Source organism: Sulfuriferula sp. GW1, assembly GCF_047300855.1.
Lineage (GTDB): Bacteria > Pseudomonadota > Gammaproteobacteria > Burkholderiales > Sulfuriferulaceae > Sulfuriferula.
The window spans coordinates 2,656,711-2,677,781 of record NZ_CP170197.1 but is presented as its reverse complement, the minus strand read 5'-3'; the positions used below and the strand labels follow the sequence as shown (position 1 = coordinate 2,677,781).

Below are 21,071 nucleotides of genomic sequence, written 5' to 3'. Positions count from 1 at the left end.
GGGTTTTAGATTTTAGGAGAAGCTTCGATGGCAATTCACGAAAAAACACTGATCGACGCTGATCGTCTGATTACCAGCGACAAACTGGTGGTGGACGGGGTGGACGTGTCAGGTCACTGGAACACCATGATCCTGCCGCGCACGCTGAAGGATTACGACGATGACTTTGAAACCAAAATCAAAACGTATTCTGGAGCCAAGAATGTCCATCGCTGCTGGCAGTGCGGTTCATGCACCAACTCCTGCACGATGTACGCGCAGAATACCGACTTCAACCCGCGTTACTGGATTTATCTGATTCGTCTTGGTCTCAAGGACGAAATCCTGAAAGACAAGGACATTATCTGGCAGTGTGTTTCGTGCAATAAATGCACCAATATCTGCCCGAAAGACGTGCGTCCGGAAGGGGTAATGAAAGCACTGGCCCACTGGATTGAGGATGAAGGCTATGGGCCGAAATCCAATTCCAGCATTTTCGACGAGGAGTTCACCCGTCAATGTCTGGAACGCGGCCGCATTGAAGACTCTGAAGTGATGAGCAATTTCTTCAAGAATTCCAAGCAGGACATAATGCAAATGGCGCTACATGGCTGGCTGGGTATTTTTGTTGCGCGCATGAACAAATGGACCGAATTGCGCCAGGGCCATGTGATCAGATTCCTGTCCCGCACCCCCATCATGCATTCGCTGCACATGGGATTGTCGATGCTCATCAAGCCAAAAACGAAGTCCTGGGGACGTACCGGTGACGTATTGAAGCAGTATGTGAAAGAACAGAAGGAGTTGGCACATGGCTAAAGTTGCCTATTATCCGGGTTGTGCGCTGGAAGGTTCCGGCGGCCCATACGATCGTTCCACCCGCGCGCTGGTAAAGAGCCTCGGTCTGGAAATGGAAACCCTGCAGGACTGGAACTGCTGTGGCGCGATGGAGGTGAAAAACATTCATCCCATGCTGCAAACCTACATGTCCGCCCGCAACATGGCAATCGCCAGCGAGCAAATGGGCTACGACACGGTCATGGCTCCTTGCAACGGTTGCTATATGAATCTGAAAATGACTGAATATGAATTGGCCACTTCGGATGAAGCACTGAAAACCGTTCAGGATTTGGCCAAGAAATCCGACGACCCGGTCTATAAGGGTGATGTGCGTACCGTGCACCTACTCGAGTGGCTGATGGAGGATCTGGGTACCGAAGGGATTAAACAGAAAATCTCCAAGAGCCTGAACGGCATCAAAATCGCCAACTACTACGGCTGCATGTATACGCGTCCGCGCCAGATTTATCCTGAAAAAGATCAGGGACCCGGTTCCGAGTCCAGCTACAAACCGCACTTTATGGATGACCTGCTCGCTGCGGCTGGAGCCGTCAACGTAGACTTCCCGCTGAAAACCGCATGCTGTGGGGGTGCGCATACGCTGTCCGATGCGGATACTTCAACCCAGTTGGTGCTGAATATCATCCAGGCCGCGGAAGACGCGGGTGCTGAAGTGATCGCCACCGAATGCCCAACCTGCCACTCTGGTCTGGAAATGCACCAGGTGCGTGCGGAAACTGAATTCGGCATCAAGACCCATGTGAAGATTCTGTACTTTACCCAGTTGCTGGGTCTGGCTATGGGATTGTCTGCGCGTAAACTGGGTGTGCATGAAAACGTCAGCGATTCGCTGGACTTTCTGCATGCCAAGGGCGTAGTCTAAGCACACCAGTGCGGCCTGACCCCAATCCGCGGGCCGGCAATAATTGGGCGCGTACACCGCGCCCAATTTATTTCAGTCAGTTATTTCGTTAACCAATATAGCGCCATAACACAACAATATGGAATGCAATGGCTGCGAGTTCCGCTCGGAACTCTACTATGATGACCAATACCAGATTTGGGTTCGCCGCGAGGAAGACGGTAGTCTGACTGTCGGCATGACGGATATTTCACAAACGGTGGCGGGTAAAATTTTACACGTGCGCGTGCGTCGTCCAGGAACATTGCGCCCTGTTGGCAAGCCTGTTGCGACGATTGAGAGCGGTAAATGGGCAGGCCCCGTCCCTAATGTATTCGATTGCGTCATAGAAGAAGCCAATCACAGCGTGCTGGAGGATCCGAATCTGCTGAATATCGAACCCTACGAAGCATGGATTGCGCGGGTAAGGCCGTCTGGTACCGCGGAAGAAGCCCTGTCCGTCTTGTTGACCGGCGATGCAGCGCAAGCTGGGTATTGCGAACGTGCCCGGCGTGAAGATATACACTGTGAGCGAGGTGCACGCTGATGGCGGACCACCATTATCTGGACAACGAGGAAAAATCCGTTGTTATCGTCATGACCAGTGGCCCGTCTACTCCGCACCGCTGTGCCACGCCATTTTATATCGGATCTATACTTGCTTCGATGGATTCAGATGTACACATCTTTTTTACCATGGAAGGCGTCATGCTGGCCAAAAAAGGCGTGGCTGAAAATCTGGCGGCAATGAAAGATGGTAAGACCATACTTGAATTTATTCGCGATGCGAAAGCGGCTGGAGTAAAATTACACTTATGCAAGCCGGCGATGCCTGGTTACGAACTTGATGTTGGCGATCTCATTGCTGAGATTGATGAAGTATCCAATGCAGGCGCGCTTGCCGATTTGATTTTGAGCAGCGACAAATCCATGTATTTCTGATTTGGCGCTGTGAGCTGGAATTTCGCTTAAATCTTGCGGAACCGCCTGCAAAATATGCAGGCACTAAATGTTTGATTGAATTTCATTCTGAGGAGAAATGAGCATGGCAACAGTACGTGGTTGTAATCTACCTGACGATCTTTTCTACAACGTTGACAACAACGTATGGGCACGCCGCGAAGCAGACGGCACACTGACCATTGGCATGACAGCCTACGCTTGTTCGCTGGCGGGTGAGATCGTTTCGTATACCCCGAAAAAAGTAGGTAAGGAAATCGAACAAAACAAATCGGTTTGCACGGTTGAATCCGGCAAATGGGTTGGTCCGGTGAAAGCCCCGGTGACCGGCGAAATCCTTGCCACCAATCCTGATGTAGCTGCTAAACCCGGCACCATCAACGCTGACCCTTACGGGAGTGGCTGGCTGGTAAAAATGAAGCCCAGCAACTGGGATGCTGATTCGGGTGCGCTGATTACCGGCGGTGCAGTGGCCGGCGCGTTCGAAACCAAGATGGGCGCTGACGGTTTCGGCGGCTGCTAAACGCAGTCGTATTTGATTCAATAGGGGCGATGTCAAATCGCCCCTATTGTTTTCTGTAAGGATTAAAACCCTATGCTAATTGGGGTTTCAGGTAAACACTAATGAGTGATTGGCTGGAAGTCGTTGAACGTGTTGAGCCACTGGATGGCATCGAACTGGATGCAACCCTGGTCGGGCAAATGCAGCAAAGATACGCGCAGGTGCGTGGTGAAGGTGTTGGGCGCGTGAATTTTTATACGCCGACCTTCAAGGCGTTTGCCAGTTCGGAAATTACCGGTTGCGGAAAAAGTGCCTGGCCTGCGGTATCCATTACCGGGGGCGATTGCAAATTGCAATGCGACCACTGCAAGGCCAAAATTCTGGAGCCGATGATTGCTGCGCGCAGCCCGGAAGATTTATGGCGTGTGGTCAACGAGCAGATCAATGGCGGCGCTCAGGGCATGCTGTTAACCGGCGGCTCCAACCACCGCAATGAAGTCGAATACGACGACTACTACGCAACCATTCGACGCATCAAGGATAGTTTCCCGGAATTCAAGATTGCCATGCACACCGCACTGGTGGATATGGATATCGCGCGGCGCATGGAAGACAGCGGAATCGATGCGGCGATGATGGACGTGATTGGCTCGCAGGATACGATCACCCAGGTCTATCATTTGCGCCGTAGCGTGGATGACTTCGAGAAAACCCTCGAATACCTGGTTTCGACCAAGCTCAAGGTCGTACCTCACATCGTGATTGGCCTGCATTACGGGCACCTGCTGGGCGAATGGAATGCACTGGAAATCATCCAGCGTCATCAACCCCAGGCGGTCGTGCTGGTGGTGGTGATGCCGTTTTATGCACCGGAAAATCGTCCCTTCGTTACCCCGGATAGCCGTGAAGTCGGACGTTTCTTCATGGATGCCCGCGCAGCGCTGCCGGATGTGCCTTTGCTGCTCGGCTGTGCCCGCCCGCCCGGCCGTACCAAGGTGGAGATCGACAGCTACGCCGTAATGGCCGGCCTCAATGGCCTGGCGCATCCATCGGATGGCATGGTGGAACTTGCCGTGCGTCTCGAACGCGATGTGCGCGTCACCCCGGCGTGTTGCTCCATCGCAATTGGCGATGAAGTGATGGCGATTGAAACCGCAGACGCGGGTCTGCAAGTAGACATCCAGAAAGTCATCGAACACGAGCGCATGAAGCGCCCGACTTTTGCTGCGGCCGGTTCGCTCGGCGGCATCAAGGTAGTGATGGCCGGCCAGCCCGAAGCCGTGGGCGGCTGCTGTAGCTGAACGGGATTAATGACGTGACCACCTGGCGTTTACTCGATACCGGCGTGCGACCCGCAGCGCAAAACATCGCGTTGAATCGGGCTTTGCTGGAAGCGCGCCAGCAAAATGCCAGCCCCAGCACACTGCGTTTTTTGCGTTTTGAGCCATGCGCGCTGTTGGGTTATCACCAGAGTGCCGAGCAGGAACTCAATCTGGACTATTGCCGCGAACACGGTATCACCATCCAGCGCCGTATTACCGGCGGTGGTGCAATCTATTTCGACACCACCCAGATAGGGTGGGAGTTGTACCTGCACAAGCATGAGCTGGGCACGGCAGACATGACCGAAATCTCGCGCCGTATCTGTGCAGCGGCCGCACGTGGAATCTCGACGCTGGGTGTGGATGCCCAATTCCGCCCGCGCAACGATATCGAAGTGGACGGACGTAAAATATCCGGCACCGGTGGGGCGTTTGACGGCGATGCCTTGATGTACCAAGGCACGCTGCTGATCGAATTCGACGTGGAAAAAATGCTGCGTGTGCTCAAAATTCCCGCGGAAAAACTGTCTGACAAAGCCATCGCCTCGGCGCGTGAGCGCGTGGCCAACCTTGCAGACTTGTTGGGCCGGGTGCCGCCGATGGCGCAGGTCCAGTCTGCACTGGCGAATGCATTTTCTGAAGAATTCGATGTGGAATTCATCCCTGCATTGCTTACCTCGCATGAAGAGGCGCTTTATAGCGACGCGCTGGCTGAGATCGATCATCCGGACTGGATCAATCTGCTCGCTCGGCCAGCAGTCGACCAGCCCACGCTGAATGCGGTACGCAAGTTCTCCGGCGGCCTGTTGCGCGCCAGTGTGGCGTTTGACCGCAGTCAGAACCGCATCAAGCAGGTGTGGTTCTCCGGCGATGTATTCATCAGCCCGCGCCGCACGCTTGCTGACCTGGAGGCCGCCCTGCGCGACACGCTTGCCGAACAGCTGGCGCTTAACGTGAAGCAGTTTTTTGCCGGGCGCGCAGTCGATATGCTGACCCTGACGGCGGATGATTTTGTCAGCGTGCTGCACGAAGCACTGACGCAAGCCAATAGCGAGGCTGCAGCATGATGCGCCAAGTCGATGTGCTGATTATTGGTTTGGGTCCAGCCGGTGCCGCTGCCGCAGCAGCCGCGGCGCATGACGGGCTAAGCGTACTGGGTGTGGATCGCCGCCATGAAATCGGCTTGCCGGTACAATGCGCGGAATTCATCCCGTTGCCGATGGGAAAATACGCGACGGCCGACGGCGTACTGTTACAACACATCAAGGGCATGAAAAGTTACCTGCCCTCTGGCGCCGTGGCCGAGACCGATTTCCCCGGTCTGATGATAGACCGCGCAGCGTTTGACCAGGCATTGGCGCACGAGGCCGCGACGCAGGGTGCGGAACTCATGCTGGATAGCCGCCTGACCAGGCTCGATGCCGCGCAATCCGTGGCGCGAATCAAAACGCCCTCTGGTGAAATCGACGTCAGCTACAAGCTGCTGATTGCCGCAGATGGCCCGCATTCGCCGGTGGCAGAGGCGCTGGGATTGCCCGAGATGGAAGTGGTGACCACGCGCCAGTACACCGTGCCGCTGAAACGCGCCTATGTGGATACCGACATCTGGCTCTCGCCCGCCTACCCTGGCGGCTATGCCTGGCTGTTTCCCAAGGGCAAGCTGGCGAATCTCGGGCTGGGTCTGGATAAACGTTTCGCAAGCGACATGAAAGCACCACTCGATGCGTTGCATCAGCAATTGATGGCGCAAGACCTGGTTGGTGCCGAGATCAGCTACCGCACCGGTGGCGCGATCCCGGTGGGCGGCTTGCGCGAGCACCTGGTGGTGGGCAAGGTGTTGTTTACCGGTGATGCAGCCGGCCTCACCCATCCGATCACGGGCGCGGGCATCGCGGCGGCGGTGATCTCCGGTGAACGTGCCGGACAAGCTGCTGTGGCATGGTTGAAGCATAACGACCGTGCCGCGCTGGAAGATTTTGAAGAAGACATCCGCGACCAGTTCGAAGTCGCGGTAAGCCGAGCAGCGGAACGCCGCCGCTGGCTGGACAAGTTCTGGAACACCGAGGAAGCGCACGCTGATCCCTTGCACCGCAAGAGCTGGATTGCCTTCCCGGATTATTTCGCTGCTTGAATAAGTGGAAACCGTGCTTTTAAGGAGAGTCGCATGAGCGCCGTACTGGATCAACCTCAAGTCGTACAATTTTATCGCCCCAACTACCATGTCAAAACCCCCGACATGCGTTCGCCCGAATATGTGCAAATGAGCACCGCGGCTGCGATCACGCTGGGTCTGGTGCCGGGCAACATGCACCGCACCGCCTGCACCAACTGCCTGAACCTTCTGGTGACTTATCCGGAAGGCTGTCGCGCCAACTGCACTTATTGCGGTCTGGCACGGCATCGTGAAGAGTCACGCGATTATGCGGATCGCAACTTCATCCGCGTGGATTGGCCCACCGCACGTTACGACGAAGTCATCGAACGCGTCAAAGTGGGCAACGACAAAGGCCAGTTCCAGCGCATGTGCATCTCCATGATCACCCATCCCAATTCCGATGCCGATACTTTCGTGCTGCTGGATAAATGGATGAAAGCACTGCCGCATATTCCGGTGTCCATCCTGTCCAATCCCACCACCATGGAAAAAGACGACCTGGTGCGCCTGCACAAGATGGGTGCCGATATCTTTACCGTGGCGCTGGACGCAGTCACCCCGGCGATTTTCGAACGCACACGCGGCAAGACCGTGGACAGCCCGCATCGCTACAGCAAATACTGGCAAGCCATCGAGTGGGCAGCAGAAATATTCGGCCCGGAAAAATTCGGCGCCCACCTGATTTGCGGTATGGGCGAGACCGAACAGGAAATTCTCGAAGTCTGCCAGAAGATCAAGGACATGGGCGGCCACAACCACATGTTCGCCTTCTTCCCGGAGCAGGGCTCGATGATGGAAGACTGGCCAGCTTGCGACAAAGGCCAATGGCGCCGCGTGCAACTGGCGCGCTTCATCATTGACTACGCCGGCGGCCACGTCAGCAAAATGCTGTTCGATGCGGATGGCAAGGTGATCGATTTTGGCGTGCCGGAGGACGAACTGACGGATCTGGTGAATTCCGGCAAGCCGTTCCAGACCTCCGGCTGCCCCGGCAAGGATGACGAAGAAGTGTCCGCCTGCAATCGCCCGTATGGAGATTCCAGCCCTTCCGACATCCTCTCATTCCCGTTCGCGCTGGCGCGTAAAGACGTGGAAATCGTCAAGCGCCAGATGGCCGGTGAAGAGATTGGCGCCGGGCTGATCTAAGTAAGCCGCATGCAGAAAAAAGTCGGGTGTCCAGGCACCCGACTTTTTTGTTGCAGAAATGCAACATCGCTCTGAATTGCGCCCGCAATGGGCTTGTGCAGGTCAATGTGACAAGTGTACTATTTGTCAAAATCATAATAAATGAATGTCAGCGTTGTTCTTAATTTTAATAAACCTTGGAGACTACATAAATGAAACTCAAAAAATTGATTGGCCTGATGGTCGTTGCCGGCTTTGCACTGCCTGGCGCAGCCATGGCAACCAATGGTTATTTCTCGAGCGGTTACGGCATGAAAGCCAACGGTATGGGTGGCGCGGCGACAGCCATGGCCGATGACGCATTCGGCGGTGCTAACAACCCAGCCAGCATGGTGTTCGCAGGTGATCAACTCAATCTGGGCGTGAGCCTGTTTTCACCAAAGCGTTCGGCGAGCAGGACTGGCACGGCTGCGGGTGGAATGTTGAATGGTGATGAAAGTAGCGACAGCAACTACTTCCCTATACCGGAGTTCGGCTACAACAAAATGCTGAACACCAATATGTCGCTGGGTGTGACAGTGTACGGTAACGGCGGTATGAACACTGATTATGCGCCGCTTCCAAATGGAGCAAACTTTATGGGTGGGCAAGGTCGGCTCGGTGTTGATCTGATGCAACTAATCGTTGCGCCTACAGTAGCATTCAAGATTGCTCCCAACCACTCCATCGGTATTTCACCTTTGATTGGCTATCAGCGCTTCAAAGCCGAAGGTCTGCAAGGTTTTGGAGTTGACACAAATGGAAACACTCCTGGTGGCAATAATCTTGGTTATGACGATTCCTTCGGATATGGGCTGCGCGTGGGCTATATGGGAAAAATCACACCAACGATCACTATTGGTGCCGCGTATGCCACAAAAATGAACATGCAGAAATTCGACAAATACAAGGGCCTGTTTGCCGAGCAGGGTGCGTTTGACATGCCGGAGAACTACAATCTGGGTATCGCTTTCCAGGCCACACCTGAATTGACTCTGGCGCTGGACTATCAGCGTATCAATTACAGCGGCGTGAAATCGATAGCTAACTCAAGTAATCCTATTACAGCCCCATTGGGCAGTAGCGGTGGCCCAGGTTTTGGCTGGCAGGATGTGGACGTATGGAAGTTGGGTGCGGCGTATCAGTACAACAAGCAATGGACGCTGCGCGCGGGTTACAACCACGGCGACAACCCGATCCAGGCGCGTGATGTAACTTTCAACATCCTTGCTCCAGGCGTGGTGAAAGATCACGCTACTCTGGGTGTAACTTACATGACCAATTCAGGAGATGAACTGACCGTGTCGTACATGCATGCATTTGAAAATACGGTGACTGGAAATACAAACTCGGCCTTTGGCCCTGGCGGACAAGACACCATTAAGATGTACCAAAATTCCATTGGTGTAGCTTACGCCTGGAAGATGTAATCAAGCCGATCTGAGTTAGTCTGTTTCAAAAGCAGTACAATCAGGCTGAGGGTTCATCCCCTTGGCCTTTTTTGTTTTTTTACCCGGTTAAAGCAGTGTGATGGCAATGAAACGTGCATTGGGAGTGTTGTTGTTCTTGTTATGGTCACCGTGGGCGCTGGCAGTGGCGCCCTACATTTCCGCGGATCGGGTGGCAGGCGGCGACGTGGTGCAGGTGCTGGCGGCGGTCGAGAAAAAAACCGGGGCTGCCGGGTTGACCACGCTGGGCAAATATCAGATACAAGGCATGCCGCAGTATGCCGTGCTGGTGGTCAGCAACAAGGGTATTCTGGACGCCATCCACCGCCTCGGCGGCAGCAATATAGTCGGCGCCGGGATACGTATTGGCGTGCAGAGCGATGGCACGGTCTCCTACATGAATCCGGACTACTGGTACCGCGCTTTTTTCCGCAGCAACTTTGTTCGCGAGCAGGCGGCTGTCAAAGCCGTGCAGGAAAGATTGGCGCAGGCCCTGGGCGTGGGTGCCGGGTTTGGCGGTGACGAGCGCGCCGCATTTCTGCCGGAGTATCGCTATATGCCAGGCATGGAGCGTTTCGATTCGGACAAGAATGAACTCAATACATTGCCTGATTTCAATGCTGCAGTGACGACAGTGCGCGACAATCTGGCCAAAGGCGTCGATCATACTGCCGAGGTGTATGAGGTGGTCATGCCGGATAAAAAAATCGCCGTATTTGGTGTTGCCATGAATGACGACAAAACGGGCGATGGCCGCTGGATATACACAGTCGGCGGTGCGGATTACATTGCCGGCCTGCCCTATGAAATCTATATTGTGGGCAACAAGGTGTATTCCCTCTATGCGCGTTATCGTATTGCACTGGGCTGGCCGAATCTGAGCATGGGTCATTTCACACGTATCGTCGAGATTCCGGACGAAATCCGCGCGACCATGGGCAGGGTGGCGGGGACGACTCCTGAACATTAAAATAGCACTATCCATTGCCCCGCTGCGGCGGGGCTTTTTTGTTGCAGGGCGACGCCAAATTCGTCACACTCTAAAGCTCGAAAATCAGGAAAGATCAGCCATGAAGTCGATTAAAGTCACCGATGTGGGTTCGTTAAAAAACGAACTGAACAAATACAAGAAGGGCAAGAAGCTCGATATACGCTATTTCAACCAGGCCGCGCGTATGGCCTGGCTGGGTAAAATCAATATGAGCCCGGTGGATGCGGAAGATCCGGAGTGCAAGTCCTGGTTGCTGCATGTGCAGGCGCCCGAGGGGTTTGCCGCGCATTTCGTGGATGTGGACGAGGACCTCATTAATGAAATCCATATTCTGGACGCCGAACAGGGGCAATATCTGGTGGAAATCATGCGTGCCGGTTTGACTGCTCGTGCAGAAGAACTGGAGAAACTGAACCGACGCGATTTCTATTTCGGCAAGTTTTTCAAGGACAACAAACCTGACGAGGGAGGCGAGCCATCCGCCTCCTGAGGGCGCGCTGGATTGATTTAGGCTGCTGCGACCCGTGGGATTACCATGCCACCTACGCAGGCGTGGCAGAAGCCATGCAACCCGGCGATTTACCCGCCGTGGTATGGGGCAGACCGCAGCCGCATATTTGCCTCGGGCAGCATCAATCCGCGTCGGTTGAGTTGAACGCCGCTTACTCGGATGTGCCCATTGTGCGGCGTCCGCTAGGCGGCGGCAGTGTCTGGGTGGATACCGATCAGGCTTGCGTGGCGCTGGTCGCGCCGCTGGAATTTTTCCCGTTTCGTTCAGCCGACTGGTACGCCCACGCTTTGCAACCCATGGTGCAGGTTTACCACGAGGCAGGCCTTCCGGTCACGCTGGCGGCACAGGATATCTGGCTGCATGGCAGCAAACTCGCGGGCAGCGGCGCTGCCACCATAGGCCGCGCCGGCGTGCTGGGGTCGAGCTTCATGCTGGGTTTCCCCATCGAGCAGTTTGCTGGGCGGGTCGCTTCGCCATCAGATGGTTTTCGCCAGTGGTTGATCGAAGCGTTACGTACATCGCTTACCTCTTGGTCGCAACATGCCAGCGTACCCGACTGGGAGTGGTTATCCATGGTGTATCGGCGCGCTGCCAATAACCAGTTCGGCTGGCGCTGGGAGCAGTCACTGTTGCGCGAGGATGAGCGCGCAGCCAGTGACGAATGGCGCACAGAGCTGATCCCGGATCACCAGGGCAGCGTGCGCATGGTGCCGCACGGCATCAAGATCAACGCCGCCTGTTACCTGACCGAGCGCCAGTATGATACTGGCTGGGTGCGGGTGCTCACCCAGGAAAGGCGTGTGGTGAGGGTGGCGCTGTCCGTCGCGCCCGGTTTGCCGGAGACGCTATTGGCCAGTGAACCCGATTCAATTGCTGCTGAGCTGGCGACTTATCTCGATAGCGCTGCGGCACAACTCTGGGCGCAGCGCATTACCGAGACCGCTTATTTCAATCCGGAGGCCATATGAGTCAACCTACCATCGAAGCGCGTCTGCAACGCAAATTCATTCTGATGAGCAACGATGCTGGCATCGCAGCGCAATTGCGCGCACAACTGCCGCGGGGCTGGCAGATGGTGGAAACCCTGGATCTGGAGAGTTTGGGCGAATTCCACGACATTCTGCTGCATCGCTTCATTTTTCTAGACTTGGATACCCTGACTGATGACTTCGACCCGCAGGACGCGATACGTCAGGTGCGCATGGAGTGGATGCTCAACGTGCCGATATTCTGCTTTGGCGGCAGTCAGGACGAGCGTGATCAGGCCAGGCTGAACCGTGCCGACCGCTTCTTTGAACGTGACGAAGTGGTGGAGCGGGTAGGGCAGTTCTGCCACCAGTATCGCTGGGGGGAATAACCCCCACCATGCCGGATTCAGGCCGGCATGACGGATTCAGTTCTGCGCCGCCAGGCGGCTCAGCTGGTCTTGCAGTTTGCCCAGCGTGTCCTTGAAATCCGTCAGACGCTGTTTTTCCTGATCCACCACGGCAACCGGGGCGCGGTCCACGAAGCTGGCGTTGCCCAGCTTGGCTGCGCATTTGGTGATTTCGCCCTGCAGGCGCGCGATTTCTTTTTCCAGCCGGGCTTTCTCCGCGTCCCGATCTATTTCGATCAGCAGCATCAGCCTGGTGTCTCCGACGATGGCAACGGGAGCGTCGCCGGGCGGCAGTTCGGCGCTGATTTTGACCTCGCTCAATTTGGCCAGCGCCGCTAGGTAAGGCGCGAAGCGGGCGAGTGCGCTGGCATCGCCGCTGATGGCCATGGGCACTTTCAGCGCAGGTGACAGACTCATTTCACCGCGCAGGCCGCGCGTGGCGTTGATGAGGTCTTTAAGCAGGGCGATGCGTTCGCAGGCGCCAGCGTCCATTTTGGCTGCGTCGGCCAGCGGGTAAGGCTGGGTCATGATGCTTGTGCCGTGTTTGCCCGCCAGCGGTGCCACGGTGTGCCAGAGTTCCTCGGTAATGAACGGGATAATCGGGTGCGCCAGACGCAGCGCGGCCTCCAGCACGCGCACCAGGGTGCGGCGCGTGGCGCGGGCGGCAGCCTCGTCGCCGCTATTGATCTGTACCTTGGCGAGTTCCACATACCAGTCGCAGTACTCGTCCCAGACAAATTCATAAACGGCGCGCGCAGCCATGTCGAAGCGGTAGTCGGCGAAGGCACTGGCGACCTCGGTTTCGGCCTGTTGCAGGCGGCTGATGATCCAGTGGTCGGCATCGGAGTAGGTAAGCGGCAGGCTGTCGTCCAGGCCTACGTCCTTGCCTTCGCAGTTCATCAGCACGAAGCGCGTGGCGTTCCACAGCTTGTTGCAGAAATTGCGGTAACCGTCGGCGCGTTGCAGGTCGAACTTGATGTCGCGGCCATGGGTGGCGAGGCTGGCGAAGGTGAAACGGATGGCATCGGTGCCGAAGGCCGCGAAGCCATTCGGATAGTCGGTGCGGGTCTGTTTGGCGATGGCCTGCGCCTGCCTGGGATTCATCATGCCGGTGGTGCGCTTGGCGATCAGGCTGTCGAGGTCGATGCCGTCGATCAGGTCGAGCGGGTCAATCACGTTGCCCTTCGATTTGGACATTTTGTTGCCGTGGGCATCGCGTACCAGGCCGGTCACATACACTTCGCGGAACGGCACTTCGCCGGTGAAATGCAGCGACATCATCACCATGCGTGCGACCCAGAAAAAGATGATGTCAAAGCCGGTGACCAGTACCGAGCCGGGCAGGAAAGCGTCCAGTTCAGGGGTTTTTTGGGGCCAGCCCAGGGTGGAAAAAGGCCACAATGCGGAGGAGAACCAGGTGTCGAGCACATCCTCGTCGCGGGTCAGCGGGCGGCCGGCGGCAAGTTTGCTCGCCTCGACTTCGCTGCGCGCGACGTAGTGATTGCCGTCCTCGTCGTACCAGGCGGGGATGCGATGCCCCCACCACAATTGGCGCGAGATGCACCAGTCCTGGATATTTTCCAGCCACTGATTGTAGGTGGTGGTCCAGTTTTCCGGCACGAATCTGAGCTTGCCGGACTTGACCGCATCGAGGCCGCTCGCGCCCATTTGTTGCATTGCGACAAACCACTGGTCGGTGAGCATGGGTTCGATCACGGCGCCGGTGCGGTCGCCACGCGGCACCATCAGCTTGTGCGGTTTGGCGGCGACCAGCAGGTCCTTGGCTTGCAGTTCGGCGAGCAGTTTCTCGCGTGCCACGTAGCGATCCAGCCCCTGGTATTCGATCGGGCAGAGGTCGTTCATTTTGGCGTCGAGCGTCAGCACGCTGATCGGCGGCAGCTTGTGGCGTATGCCCACGGCATAGTCGTTGAAGTCGTGCGCCGGCGTGATTTTGACCACGCCGGTACCGAACGCCGGGTCAACGTAGTCATCGGCAATCACCGGGATGCTGCGCTCGGCAATCGGTAGCCGCACATGGCGGCCAATCAGGTGCTGGTAGCGCGTGTCGTCTGGATGAACCGCAACCGCGACGTCGCCCAGCAGGGTTTCCGGACGGGTGGTGGCGACTTCGACAAAGCCGTCCTCGCCTTCGATTGGGTAGCGGATGTGCCACAGGAAGCCGTCTTCTTCTTCGGATACCACTTCCAGGTCGGACACCGCCGTGCCCAGCACCGGATCCCAGTTGACCAGGCGTTTGCCGCGATAAATCAGCCCTTCGTTATAGAGCTTCACGAATACTTCCGTCACCGCCTCGGACAGACCGGCGTCCATGGTGAAGCGTTCGCGCGACCAGTCGCACGAGGTGCCCAAGCGGCGCATCTGGCGGGTGATGGTGGAGCCGGAGTGCTCCTTCCATTCCCATACTCTTTTCAGGAAAGTTTCGCGCCCGAGCTGATGCCGCGACTCGCCTTTGGCGTCGAGCTGGCGTTCCACCACGATCTGGGTGGCAATGCCCGCGTGGTCGGTGCCGGGCTGCCACAGGGTATTGTCGCCCTGCATGCGGTGGTAGCGGATCAGTGCGTCCATCAGCGTATGCTGGAACGCATGGCCCATATGCAGCGTGCCGGTGACGTTGGGCGGCGGCAGCATGATGCAGTAGGCGGGGCGGCTGGCATCCATGCTGGGACGGAAATAGCCGGACTGTTCCCAGTGCTGATACCAGCGTTGCTCGATGTCGCGGGGTTCGAAGCTTTTGGCGAGTTCCATGATGCGTGAAGTTGAGGCTTAAAACCCGCGATTATACCGGATTGGACGGGTTCTCCGGGGGGTTGGCAGGATGAATGCCATGCCTGGCCAGTTCTTCGACGACGGCCTCGCGTACGAGCGATTCCATGTCGAGAGCAAGCTGGGTCAGCAGCGTGGATAAAGTTTCGTCGACGACGCGGCGCAGGCGTTGCGCCACCACGGTATTGACTTCGTGCATGAGATGGCCGTCGATCATGCCAAGTACGTGGGTGGCAACCGAAGTGGCAAGCAGCTCGGCCAGCTCGGGACTGGTGAAGGCCTCGGGGATATTGTCAGTGGGCACAACCAAATGAGTGATTTCCACCGAGGCGTCAGGCGTTTCGGCTTGCGGTGCATGTTCGGGACTGATGAACTCGCTGGTGCTATTGTCCGTCGCTTCGGCTGGTTCAGGGATTTCCTCGATGGTATCAGGCGTTGCCTGCGTATCGTCGGGTGGCGCGTCGAGGAGTAAATTGTCCGTCGCTTCGGCTGGTTCAGGGATTTCCTCGATGGTATCAGGCGTTGCCTGCGTATCGTCGGGTGGCGCGTCGAGGAGTAAATTGTCCGTCGCTTCGGCTGGTTCAGGGATTTCCTCGATGGTATCAGGCGTTGCCTGCGTAGCGTCGGGTGACGCGTCGAGGAGCAATTCGCCGCGCCAAACGATATCGGTCAGAACCGGTGTGGCGACACTGGCATAGGTGTCGGCCGGTTCGGTTTGGATGAATGCTTCAGGAATGTTGACGGTTTCATCCGCTGGTCGAGGCGCGGTGATTTCCTCTGTGAAGTCAGGGTAAGGTTGCGGGGCAGAGAAAGGCAGGTCTGCAATGATTTCGCCGCGCCGCACGATGTCAGTTAAAACCGGAAACGGAGTTGCCTCGGCTACGGCTTCTGCGGGTGGTGGGGAGGCGGGTTCAGTCTCGAGTTTCACCGGCGCATCACGATGCTTGCCCATGAGCGTCTGCATTTTATCCAGCAGTTGATGCATCGGATCAGTCATGTTTGTTTTTCACGCAGGTCATGACTGTGCATCTCGTAGCCGCGCTGTTTGTAAAAACGCCAGCGCAAACGCGCCGCATCCTGGTCGGTGCTGTCCAGCGAAACAATTTCGATCAGGCGTTCAAAGCGGCTGAAAAACGTCGGCGTGGTGTCATGCAGATTGATCAGCACATTGTCGTGCGGCAGGTGGTCTGCGGCCTCGCCCAGCACCACGGGTGTGGCGCTGGCGTGCGGTGCGGTACAACCGCAGTGCGGCAAAAAACTGTTGGCCGGAACCTCCCACAGGCGCTTGTCCATATCGGCCACCACCCGGCTGTCGGGCGAGTAGAGCATGACTTTCAGCCCCTGCCGATAGGCCTTGCCGGTGAGTACGCGCGCCAGTTCAAGCTTGTCCGGCGCGTGCGTATAAAAATCCACGCGCGTCATTTGGTCCGGCCGGCACGCTTCACCAGGAAATGCACCAGAAGCGGCACAGGGCGCCCGGTGCTGCCTTTGTCCTTGCCGGATTTCCATGCTGTGCCGGCGATGTCGAGATGCGCCCAGTCGTATTTTTTGGTGAAGCGCGACAGGAAACAGGCAGCAGTGATGGAGCCGCCTGCGCGGCCGCCGATATTCGCGATGTCGGCAAAATTGCTGTCCAGCTGCTGCTGGTAGTCATCCCACAGCGGCAGGCGCCATACGCGATCTTGCGCGGCAGTGCCGGCGTGTTCGATTTCTCGTGCCAGGCTGTCGTGATTGCTGAACATGCCGGTGGCGTGGTGGCCCAGTGCGATCACGCAGGCGCCAGTGAGGGTGGCGATGTCGATCACCGCGGCCGGCTCAAAACGTTCGCTATAGGTGAGTGCATCGCACAGAATCAGGCGGCCTTCGGCATCGGTGTTGAGGATTTCGATGGTCTGGCCGGACATCGAGGTGACAATATCCCCTGGCTTGTTGGCGTCGCCATCTGGCAGATTTTCACAAGTGGGAATGACGCCGACGACATTGAGCGGCAGTTTCATTTCGGCGATGGCGCGTAGCGTACCGAGCACGCTGGCGGCGCCACACATATCGTATTTCATTTCATCCATTTCGGCGGCGGGCTTGAGCGAAATGCCGCCCGCGTCGAAGGTGATGCCTTTTCCAACCAATACAACGGGTTTGTCGCCTTTTTTGCCGCCGTTGTGGTGCAACACAACCAGTTTGGGCGGTTGCCGGCTGCCTTTCGCTACCGACAGGAATGAACCCATGCCGAGCTTTTCGATGTCTTTTTTGTCCAGTACCTCGCATTTGAGTTTGTGCGATTTAGCCAGCGCCTGCGCCTGCCCGGCCAAGTAGGTAGGGGTACATACGTTACCGGGCAAGTCGCCCAGCATTTTAGCCAGGCTCATGCCGGCGCCTATCGCCAGGCCTTGTGCCAGGGCAGCTTCGGCGCTTGCCTGCTGTTCGCGATCGCTAATGCCAAAAGTCAGTTTGCGCAGTTTGGAGGGAGATTTATCCTGTTTGCTTTTTAGCTTGCCCGGCTGGTACTGGCTGGCTTCGGCGGCGATGACCAGTTGTTCGATATTCCACGCCAGGTCGCGACCTTTGACGCTGGTTTGAATCAGATAGATGGCCGCATCGGCGGCACCGCAGCCAGCAAGCGCCTTCAGCATTGCATTGCTGGCATCTGCGTAGGCCTTTTCGTTCATATCGCGCTCACGGCCGAGTCCGACCAGTAATACTCGTTCACATATCGTGCCCGGTACCTTGTGTAGCAGGCAAGTGCTGCCAAGTCGCCCGTCCATGTCGCCATGGTGCAAGATGTCGGTCAGATACCCTCCGGCCTGCTGGTCGATTTGCGTGGCGGCAGGCGAGAGTTTGCGCGATTCATGTACGCCCACCACGAGACAGGCGGTACGTTGTTTTTCAGGGCTGGTACTTTTTATGCTAAATTCCACCGATGTACTCCTTAATATTTTCTGCGTGATTTCTAAACAGCGACTTGTAAGACCTGAAACACTTCAATGCATTATTTGCAGTGTTGAGGTAAAAGTCAAAACAACTGCCTATTATCCTCCGCAAAAATGATCTTCCGACGCGCGCTGGTGCGCGAACTTGTATATAACTGTCTAGCGGTGTTTCTGGTGCTCATTGCGATCACCCTGAGCACGCTGTTCATCCGCCTGTTGGGCGATGCGGCGCGCGGCAAACTGGCGCTGGATGCAGTATTTGCCTTTCTCGGCTTTGGCCTGCTTGGTTTTCTGCCTGTGCTGCTGTCGCTGGCGCTGTTCATTACCGTCATGATGACCGTGTCGCGCGCATACCGGGATAGCGAAATGGTGGTGTGGTTCAGCGCCGGACAAGGCTTGCTCAGATGGATCAGGCCGGTGCTGTATTTTGCCCTGCCTATGGTGTTTTTAATTGCAGTCCTTAATCTTGCCGTGATCCCATGGGCATTGCAGAAAAAGGAAGTGTACAGTGCGGTGCTGAATAACCGCGACGATATGTCGGCAATTTCTCCGGGCATGTTCATTGAATCCAGAAATGCGGACAAGGTTTATTTTGTCGAAAGCCTGTCCCAGATTGGTACGCGGGTGAAAAACGTGTTCATGCAATCGCTGGACAATAATCAACTGGGTATCGTAGTCGCCAAGGAAGGATTTCATACCGAATTGCCCAATGGTGAGCGCTACCTGGTGCTGGAAAATGGTCGCCGCTATGAAGGGGTGCCGGGACGTGCTGATTACAAGACAGTCGAGTTCGGACGCTACTGGATCCGAATCGAGCCCGCGCGCTTTGTCGCTCAGCAGACCTTTGAACCCAAGGTCTTGCCCACGGGCAAGCTGTTGCGAGATCCCACGCCGGCCAATATGGCAGAACTGGTGTGGCGCTGGAGCTTTCCGATTAGCGCAGCGGTCCTGGCGCTTATGGCGATTCCGCTGAGCTTCGTGAATCCGCGTGCCGGGCGCTCGTTCAAACTGCTTTTGGCATTGCTGATTTACGTGATCTACAACAACCTGCTGGGTATTTCCCAGGCCTGGGTGGCGCAACAGAAAATCTCGCCGCTGGTGGGCATGTGGGCTGTGCATCTGTTGATGGCAGGTGTGCTGGTATTGATGTTCTATCAGCGCATTTCAATGCGCCCATGGTGGCGTTGGCGCCGATGAAAATTCTGGCACGTTATCTGGCGAAGGAAACCCTGGTCAGTTCACTGTTCGTGTTTACGGCGTTGATGACCCTGTACGCATTTTTTGATTTGCTCAATGAACTGGGCTCATTGGGGCAAGGTGGGTATGGCTTGCTCAATATCCTGGCCTTTGTCGCCCTGAGTGTCCCGGGCCACGTCTACGAACTGTTGCCGGTGGCTGCGCTGATCGGCACGCTGTTTGCATTGGCACGCATGGTCGCCAATTCCGAGTTCACCATCATGCTGGTGTCGGGCATATCGATCCAGCGTGTGGCAGGCTATCTGATGGGTGTCGGGCTGCTCTTTACCGCGTTGACATTTGTGTTTGGCGAACTGATCGCCCCTGTCTCCGAGCGTTATGCGCAGCAGGTCAAGCTGACTGCTACGCATGCGCTGGTAGCGCAGGCTTTTCGTTCGGGGCTTTGGGTGCGTGACGGGCAAAGCTTCATCAATATCCGTGAAGTGACACCGGGAAATGAGTTACGAGACGTGAATATCTATGCATTTGACGATGCCTTTCGCTTGCAGAAAATCAGCCATGCAAAGCAGGGCGATTATCTGCGCGATAACCGTTGGCGCCTGCAGGATATTACCGAGACCCAATTCAGCAATGGTAATGTCAGTGTAAGTCTTAAGCCTGAAGAAGTTTGGCGTTCGGTTCTGACTCCGGGAATTATGAGTGTACTGCTGGTGGCGCCGGAAAAAATGTCCGCATCCAATCTGTGGTCATACATCCAGCATCTGCGCAAGAACAAACAAACAACAGAACGTTATGAAATTGCCCTGTGGTCCAAGCTGTTTTACCCGCTTTCAGCCCCGGTGATGATGTTGATTGCATTGCCGTTTGCCTATCACCGGCCGCGCTCTGGCGCAGTGGGCGCCCGGGTGTTTGCCGGGATTATGCTCGGACTGGGGTACCACTTGCTCAACCGCCTGTTTGCCTACCTGGGGCTGCTCAATGACTGGCCGCCGCTGATCAGCGCCGCCCTGCCGACGCTGGTATTCCTGCTGGTGGCGATTGCGATGATACGTAAAGTGCAGAGGCAATAGCTTTAAACGTCGGTTCTCACCAGTCGTGTGGCGGCAAGACGGTCATGCAGAAACTGCTTGTCTCGATCAAACAGCGCCCAGATCAGACTGATGCCAAATGCCGGGATGAGCACAAGAGCCAGTACGAAGCGTAGCAGAGCCTGTTTCAAGGTGATCGGGGTGCCTTCGAGATTAACCACTCGGATACGCCAGGTTTTCATCGCCAGCGTTTGTCCGCGTAACCATGACCAACTGAAATAGAACGCCATCATCAGCAATAAATAAACCTGCAAAAGCGCTTTGAATAAGGGCGAAGAGGCATTGTGCGTCAGCGCCAAAAACAGATAATCTGCAATGAATAACAGGGCCAGCAACAGCAGGGATTCATAAATGATTGCCGAAATCCGGCGCCATAAGCCGGCTGTCGGCAGCGAAGGAGTTGCACTTTTTTCCATAATCTCTATTCTATTCCAAAAGGCACTAAAGCGACGCTCGTGGTTTCGACGCAAGCATAACAATGGAGGAGGGGGAGATGCATATAGCAAAACAACTCATGGCCATCCCGGGTGTGATTGCAGCCGGAGAATACGCCTATCGGGGCGACCGTTACACTTACGAAGGCGGATTGACCGATGAATATGCCCGCATGGCGTCCATTCTGTGCCGTGCCAATACACTCAACGCCAGTATGCAAGCTGAAATGTTCAGTTCATTCGCCGAGCATTGCGGCTGTCGTCCGCTGCAGGGCTGGATAGTGCGCGGAAAACAGCTCAGCGTGTGCGCGGTGGGCAATTTTTTCTGCCTGCTGGAAAACCGCCAGGGAGTACTGAATGACGTGATGACGGTGATGCGCGCCAAAGTAGGCGATATCAGCGACAACGTGATGCAGGTCATGTACTCCAAAATCGGTGGCGATGTCACCGAGCAACTCGTTTAATCTAAAAATTCTAAATTGTAACAGGAGGT

22 protein-coding genes are annotated in these 21,071 nt (G+C 56.3%); 17 read left to right on the top strand and 5 right to left on the bottom strand.

Going from position 1 to position 21,071, the window contains the following annotated elements; all coding sequences use genetic code 11:
* The first annotated feature begins 27 nt into the window (after positions 1-27).
* The 14 genes from ACFDAU_RS13275 to ACFDAU_RS13210 all read left to right on the top strand — a co-directional run bounded on the left by ACFDAU_RS13275 (position 28) and on the right by ACFDAU_RS13210 (position 12,130).
* The gene (locus tag ACFDAU_RS13275) at positions 28-798 is read left to right on the top strand and encodes a 4Fe-4S dicluster domain-containing protein (protein ID WP_413437374.1); all 771 of its coding nucleotides are present in this window, start codon (positions 28-30) and stop codon (positions 796-798) included.
* Positions 791-1,702: a CoB--CoM heterodisulfide reductase iron-sulfur subunit B family protein gene (locus ACFDAU_RS13270; RefSeq protein ID WP_413437373.1), complete on the top strand. Its 912-nt coding sequence runs from the start codon at positions 791-793 to the stop codon at positions 1,700-1,702. Before ACFDAU_RS13275 ends, ACFDAU_RS13270 begins: the two co-directional genes overlap by 8 nt.
* A gap of 118 nt (positions 1,703-1,820) precedes the next feature.
* The gene (locus ACFDAU_RS13265) at positions 1,821-2,267 is read left to right on the top strand and encodes a glycine cleavage system protein H (protein ID WP_124704850.1); all 447 of its coding nucleotides are present in this window, start codon (positions 1,821-1,823) and stop codon (positions 2,265-2,267) included.
* Positions 2,267-2,662 (top strand): DsrE family protein, encoded by a 396-nt coding sequence (locus tag ACFDAU_RS13260; RefSeq protein ID WP_413437372.1) that lies wholly within the window; start codon positions 2,267-2,269, stop codon positions 2,660-2,662. The genes ACFDAU_RS13265 and ACFDAU_RS13260 overlap by 1 nt, the downstream gene beginning before the upstream one ends.
* Before the next feature lie 103 nt (positions 2,663-2,765).
* Positions 2,766-3,203, top strand: coding sequence for a glycine cleavage system protein H (locus ACFDAU_RS13255; RefSeq protein WP_413437371.1), 438 nt, complete (start codon positions 2,766-2,768; stop codon positions 3,201-3,203).
* Between the two features lie 101 nt (positions 3,204-3,304).
* A complete protein-coding gene (locus ACFDAU_RS13250) occupies positions 3,305-4,483 on the top strand; it encodes a radical SAM protein (RefSeq protein ID WP_413437370.1) in 1,179 nt (392 codons plus the stop codon).
* A gap of 14 nt (positions 4,484-4,497) precedes the next feature.
* The gene (locus ACFDAU_RS13245; protein ID WP_413437369.1) at positions 4,498-5,571 is read left to right on the top strand and encodes a lipoyl protein ligase domain-containing protein; all 1,074 of its coding nucleotides are present in this window, start codon (positions 4,498-4,500) and stop codon (positions 5,569-5,571) included.
* Positions 5,568-6,635, top strand: coding sequence for a geranylgeranyl reductase family protein (locus ACFDAU_RS13240; protein ID WP_413437368.1), 1,068 nt, complete (start codon positions 5,568-5,570; stop codon positions 6,633-6,635). Before ACFDAU_RS13245 ends, ACFDAU_RS13240 begins: the two co-directional genes overlap by 4 nt.
* 33 nt (positions 6,636-6,668) lie before the next feature.
* Positions 6,669-7,805: a radical SAM protein gene (locus ACFDAU_RS13235; protein WP_413437367.1), complete on the top strand. Its 1,137-nt coding sequence runs from the start codon at positions 6,669-6,671 to the stop codon at positions 7,803-7,805.
* Between the two features lie 191 nt (positions 7,806-7,996).
* Entirely contained in the window at positions 7,997-9,253 is a 1,257-nt protein-coding gene (locus ACFDAU_RS13230; protein ID WP_413437366.1) for an OmpP1/FadL family transporter, read from the top strand.
* 100 nt (positions 9,254-9,353) lie between these two features.
* Entirely contained in the window at positions 9,354-10,241 is an 888-nt protein-coding gene (locus ACFDAU_RS13225; RefSeq protein ID WP_413437365.1) for a hypothetical protein, read from the top strand.
* Positions 10,242-10,341: 100 nt separating this feature from the next.
* Complete coding sequence (locus ACFDAU_RS13220) at positions 10,342-10,752, top strand: hypothetical protein (protein WP_413437364.1); 411 nt, start codon at positions 10,342-10,344, stop codon at positions 10,750-10,752.
* A gap of 74 nt (positions 10,753-10,826) precedes the next feature.
* On the top strand, positions 10,827-11,741 hold the full coding sequence (locus tag ACFDAU_RS13215; RefSeq protein WP_413437363.1) for a biotin/lipoate A/B protein ligase family protein: 915 nt from the start codon (positions 10,827-10,829) through the stop codon (positions 11,739-11,741).
* Complete coding sequence (locus ACFDAU_RS13210; RefSeq protein WP_413437362.1) at positions 11,738-12,130, top strand: hypothetical protein; 393 nt, start codon at positions 11,738-11,740, stop codon at positions 12,128-12,130. Before ACFDAU_RS13215 ends, ACFDAU_RS13210 begins: the two co-directional genes overlap by 4 nt.
* Before the next feature lie 36 nt (positions 12,131-12,166).
* On the opposite strand, the gene ACFDAU_RS13205 is transcribed toward ACFDAU_RS13210, so the two are convergent.
* From ACFDAU_RS13205 to ACFDAU_RS13190, 4 genes are read right to left on the bottom strand one after another with little or no spacing between them, the layout of a single operon-like run.
* Positions 12,167-14,914 carry a valine--tRNA ligase gene (locus tag ACFDAU_RS13205; RefSeq protein ID WP_413437361.1) on the bottom strand — a complete coding sequence of 916 codons (2,748 nt, stop codon included), beginning with the start codon at positions 14,912-14,914 and terminating at the stop codon, positions 12,167-12,169.
* Between the two features lie 31 nt (positions 14,915-14,945).
* The gene (locus tag ACFDAU_RS13200; RefSeq protein ID WP_413437360.1) at positions 14,946-15,929 is read right to left on the bottom strand and encodes a hypothetical protein; all 984 of its coding nucleotides are present in this window, start codon (positions 15,927-15,929) and stop codon (positions 14,946-14,948) included.
* The gene (locus ACFDAU_RS13195; RefSeq protein WP_413437359.1) at positions 15,926-16,354 is read right to left on the bottom strand and encodes a DNA polymerase III subunit chi; all 429 of its coding nucleotides are present in this window, start codon (positions 16,352-16,354) and stop codon (positions 15,926-15,928) included. Before ACFDAU_RS13195 ends, ACFDAU_RS13200 begins: the two co-directional genes overlap by 4 nt.
* Positions 16,351-17,847: a leucyl aminopeptidase gene (locus ACFDAU_RS13190; protein WP_413437358.1), complete on the bottom strand. Its 1,497-nt coding sequence runs from the start codon at positions 17,845-17,847 to the stop codon at positions 16,351-16,353. The genes ACFDAU_RS13195 and ACFDAU_RS13190 overlap by 4 nt, the downstream gene beginning before the upstream one ends.
* 126 nt (positions 17,848-17,973) lie before the next feature.
* Between ACFDAU_RS13190 and lptF the strand changes: the two genes are divergently transcribed.
* Together lptF and lptG are read left to right on the top strand one after the other, a co-directional pair.
* The gene (lptF, locus tag ACFDAU_RS13185) at positions 17,974-19,056 is read left to right on the top strand and encodes an LPS export ABC transporter permease LptF (protein WP_413437357.1); all 1,083 of its coding nucleotides are present in this window, start codon (positions 17,974-17,976) and stop codon (positions 19,054-19,056) included.
* The gene (gene lptG, locus ACFDAU_RS13180) at positions 19,053-20,126 is read left to right on the top strand and encodes an LPS export ABC transporter permease LptG (protein ID WP_413437356.1); all 1,074 of its coding nucleotides are present in this window, start codon (positions 19,053-19,055) and stop codon (positions 20,124-20,126) included. Before lptF ends, lptG begins: the two co-directional genes overlap by 4 nt.
* 2 nt (positions 20,127-20,128) lie before the next feature.
* Here lptG and ACFDAU_RS13175 read toward each other — a convergent pair whose 3' ends face one another.
* The gene (locus tag ACFDAU_RS13175; RefSeq protein ID WP_413437355.1) at positions 20,129-20,560 is read right to left on the bottom strand and encodes an RDD family protein; all 432 of its coding nucleotides are present in this window, start codon (positions 20,558-20,560) and stop codon (positions 20,129-20,131) included.
* Positions 20,561-20,637: 77 nt separating this feature from the next.
* Here ACFDAU_RS13175 and ACFDAU_RS13170 point away from each other — a divergent pair, with 77 nt between their 5' ends.
* A complete protein-coding gene (locus ACFDAU_RS13170; protein ID WP_413437354.1) occupies positions 20,638-21,042 on the top strand; it encodes a DUF2173 family protein in 405 nt (134 codons plus the stop codon).
* Positions 21,043-21,071 lie beyond the last annotated feature (29 nt).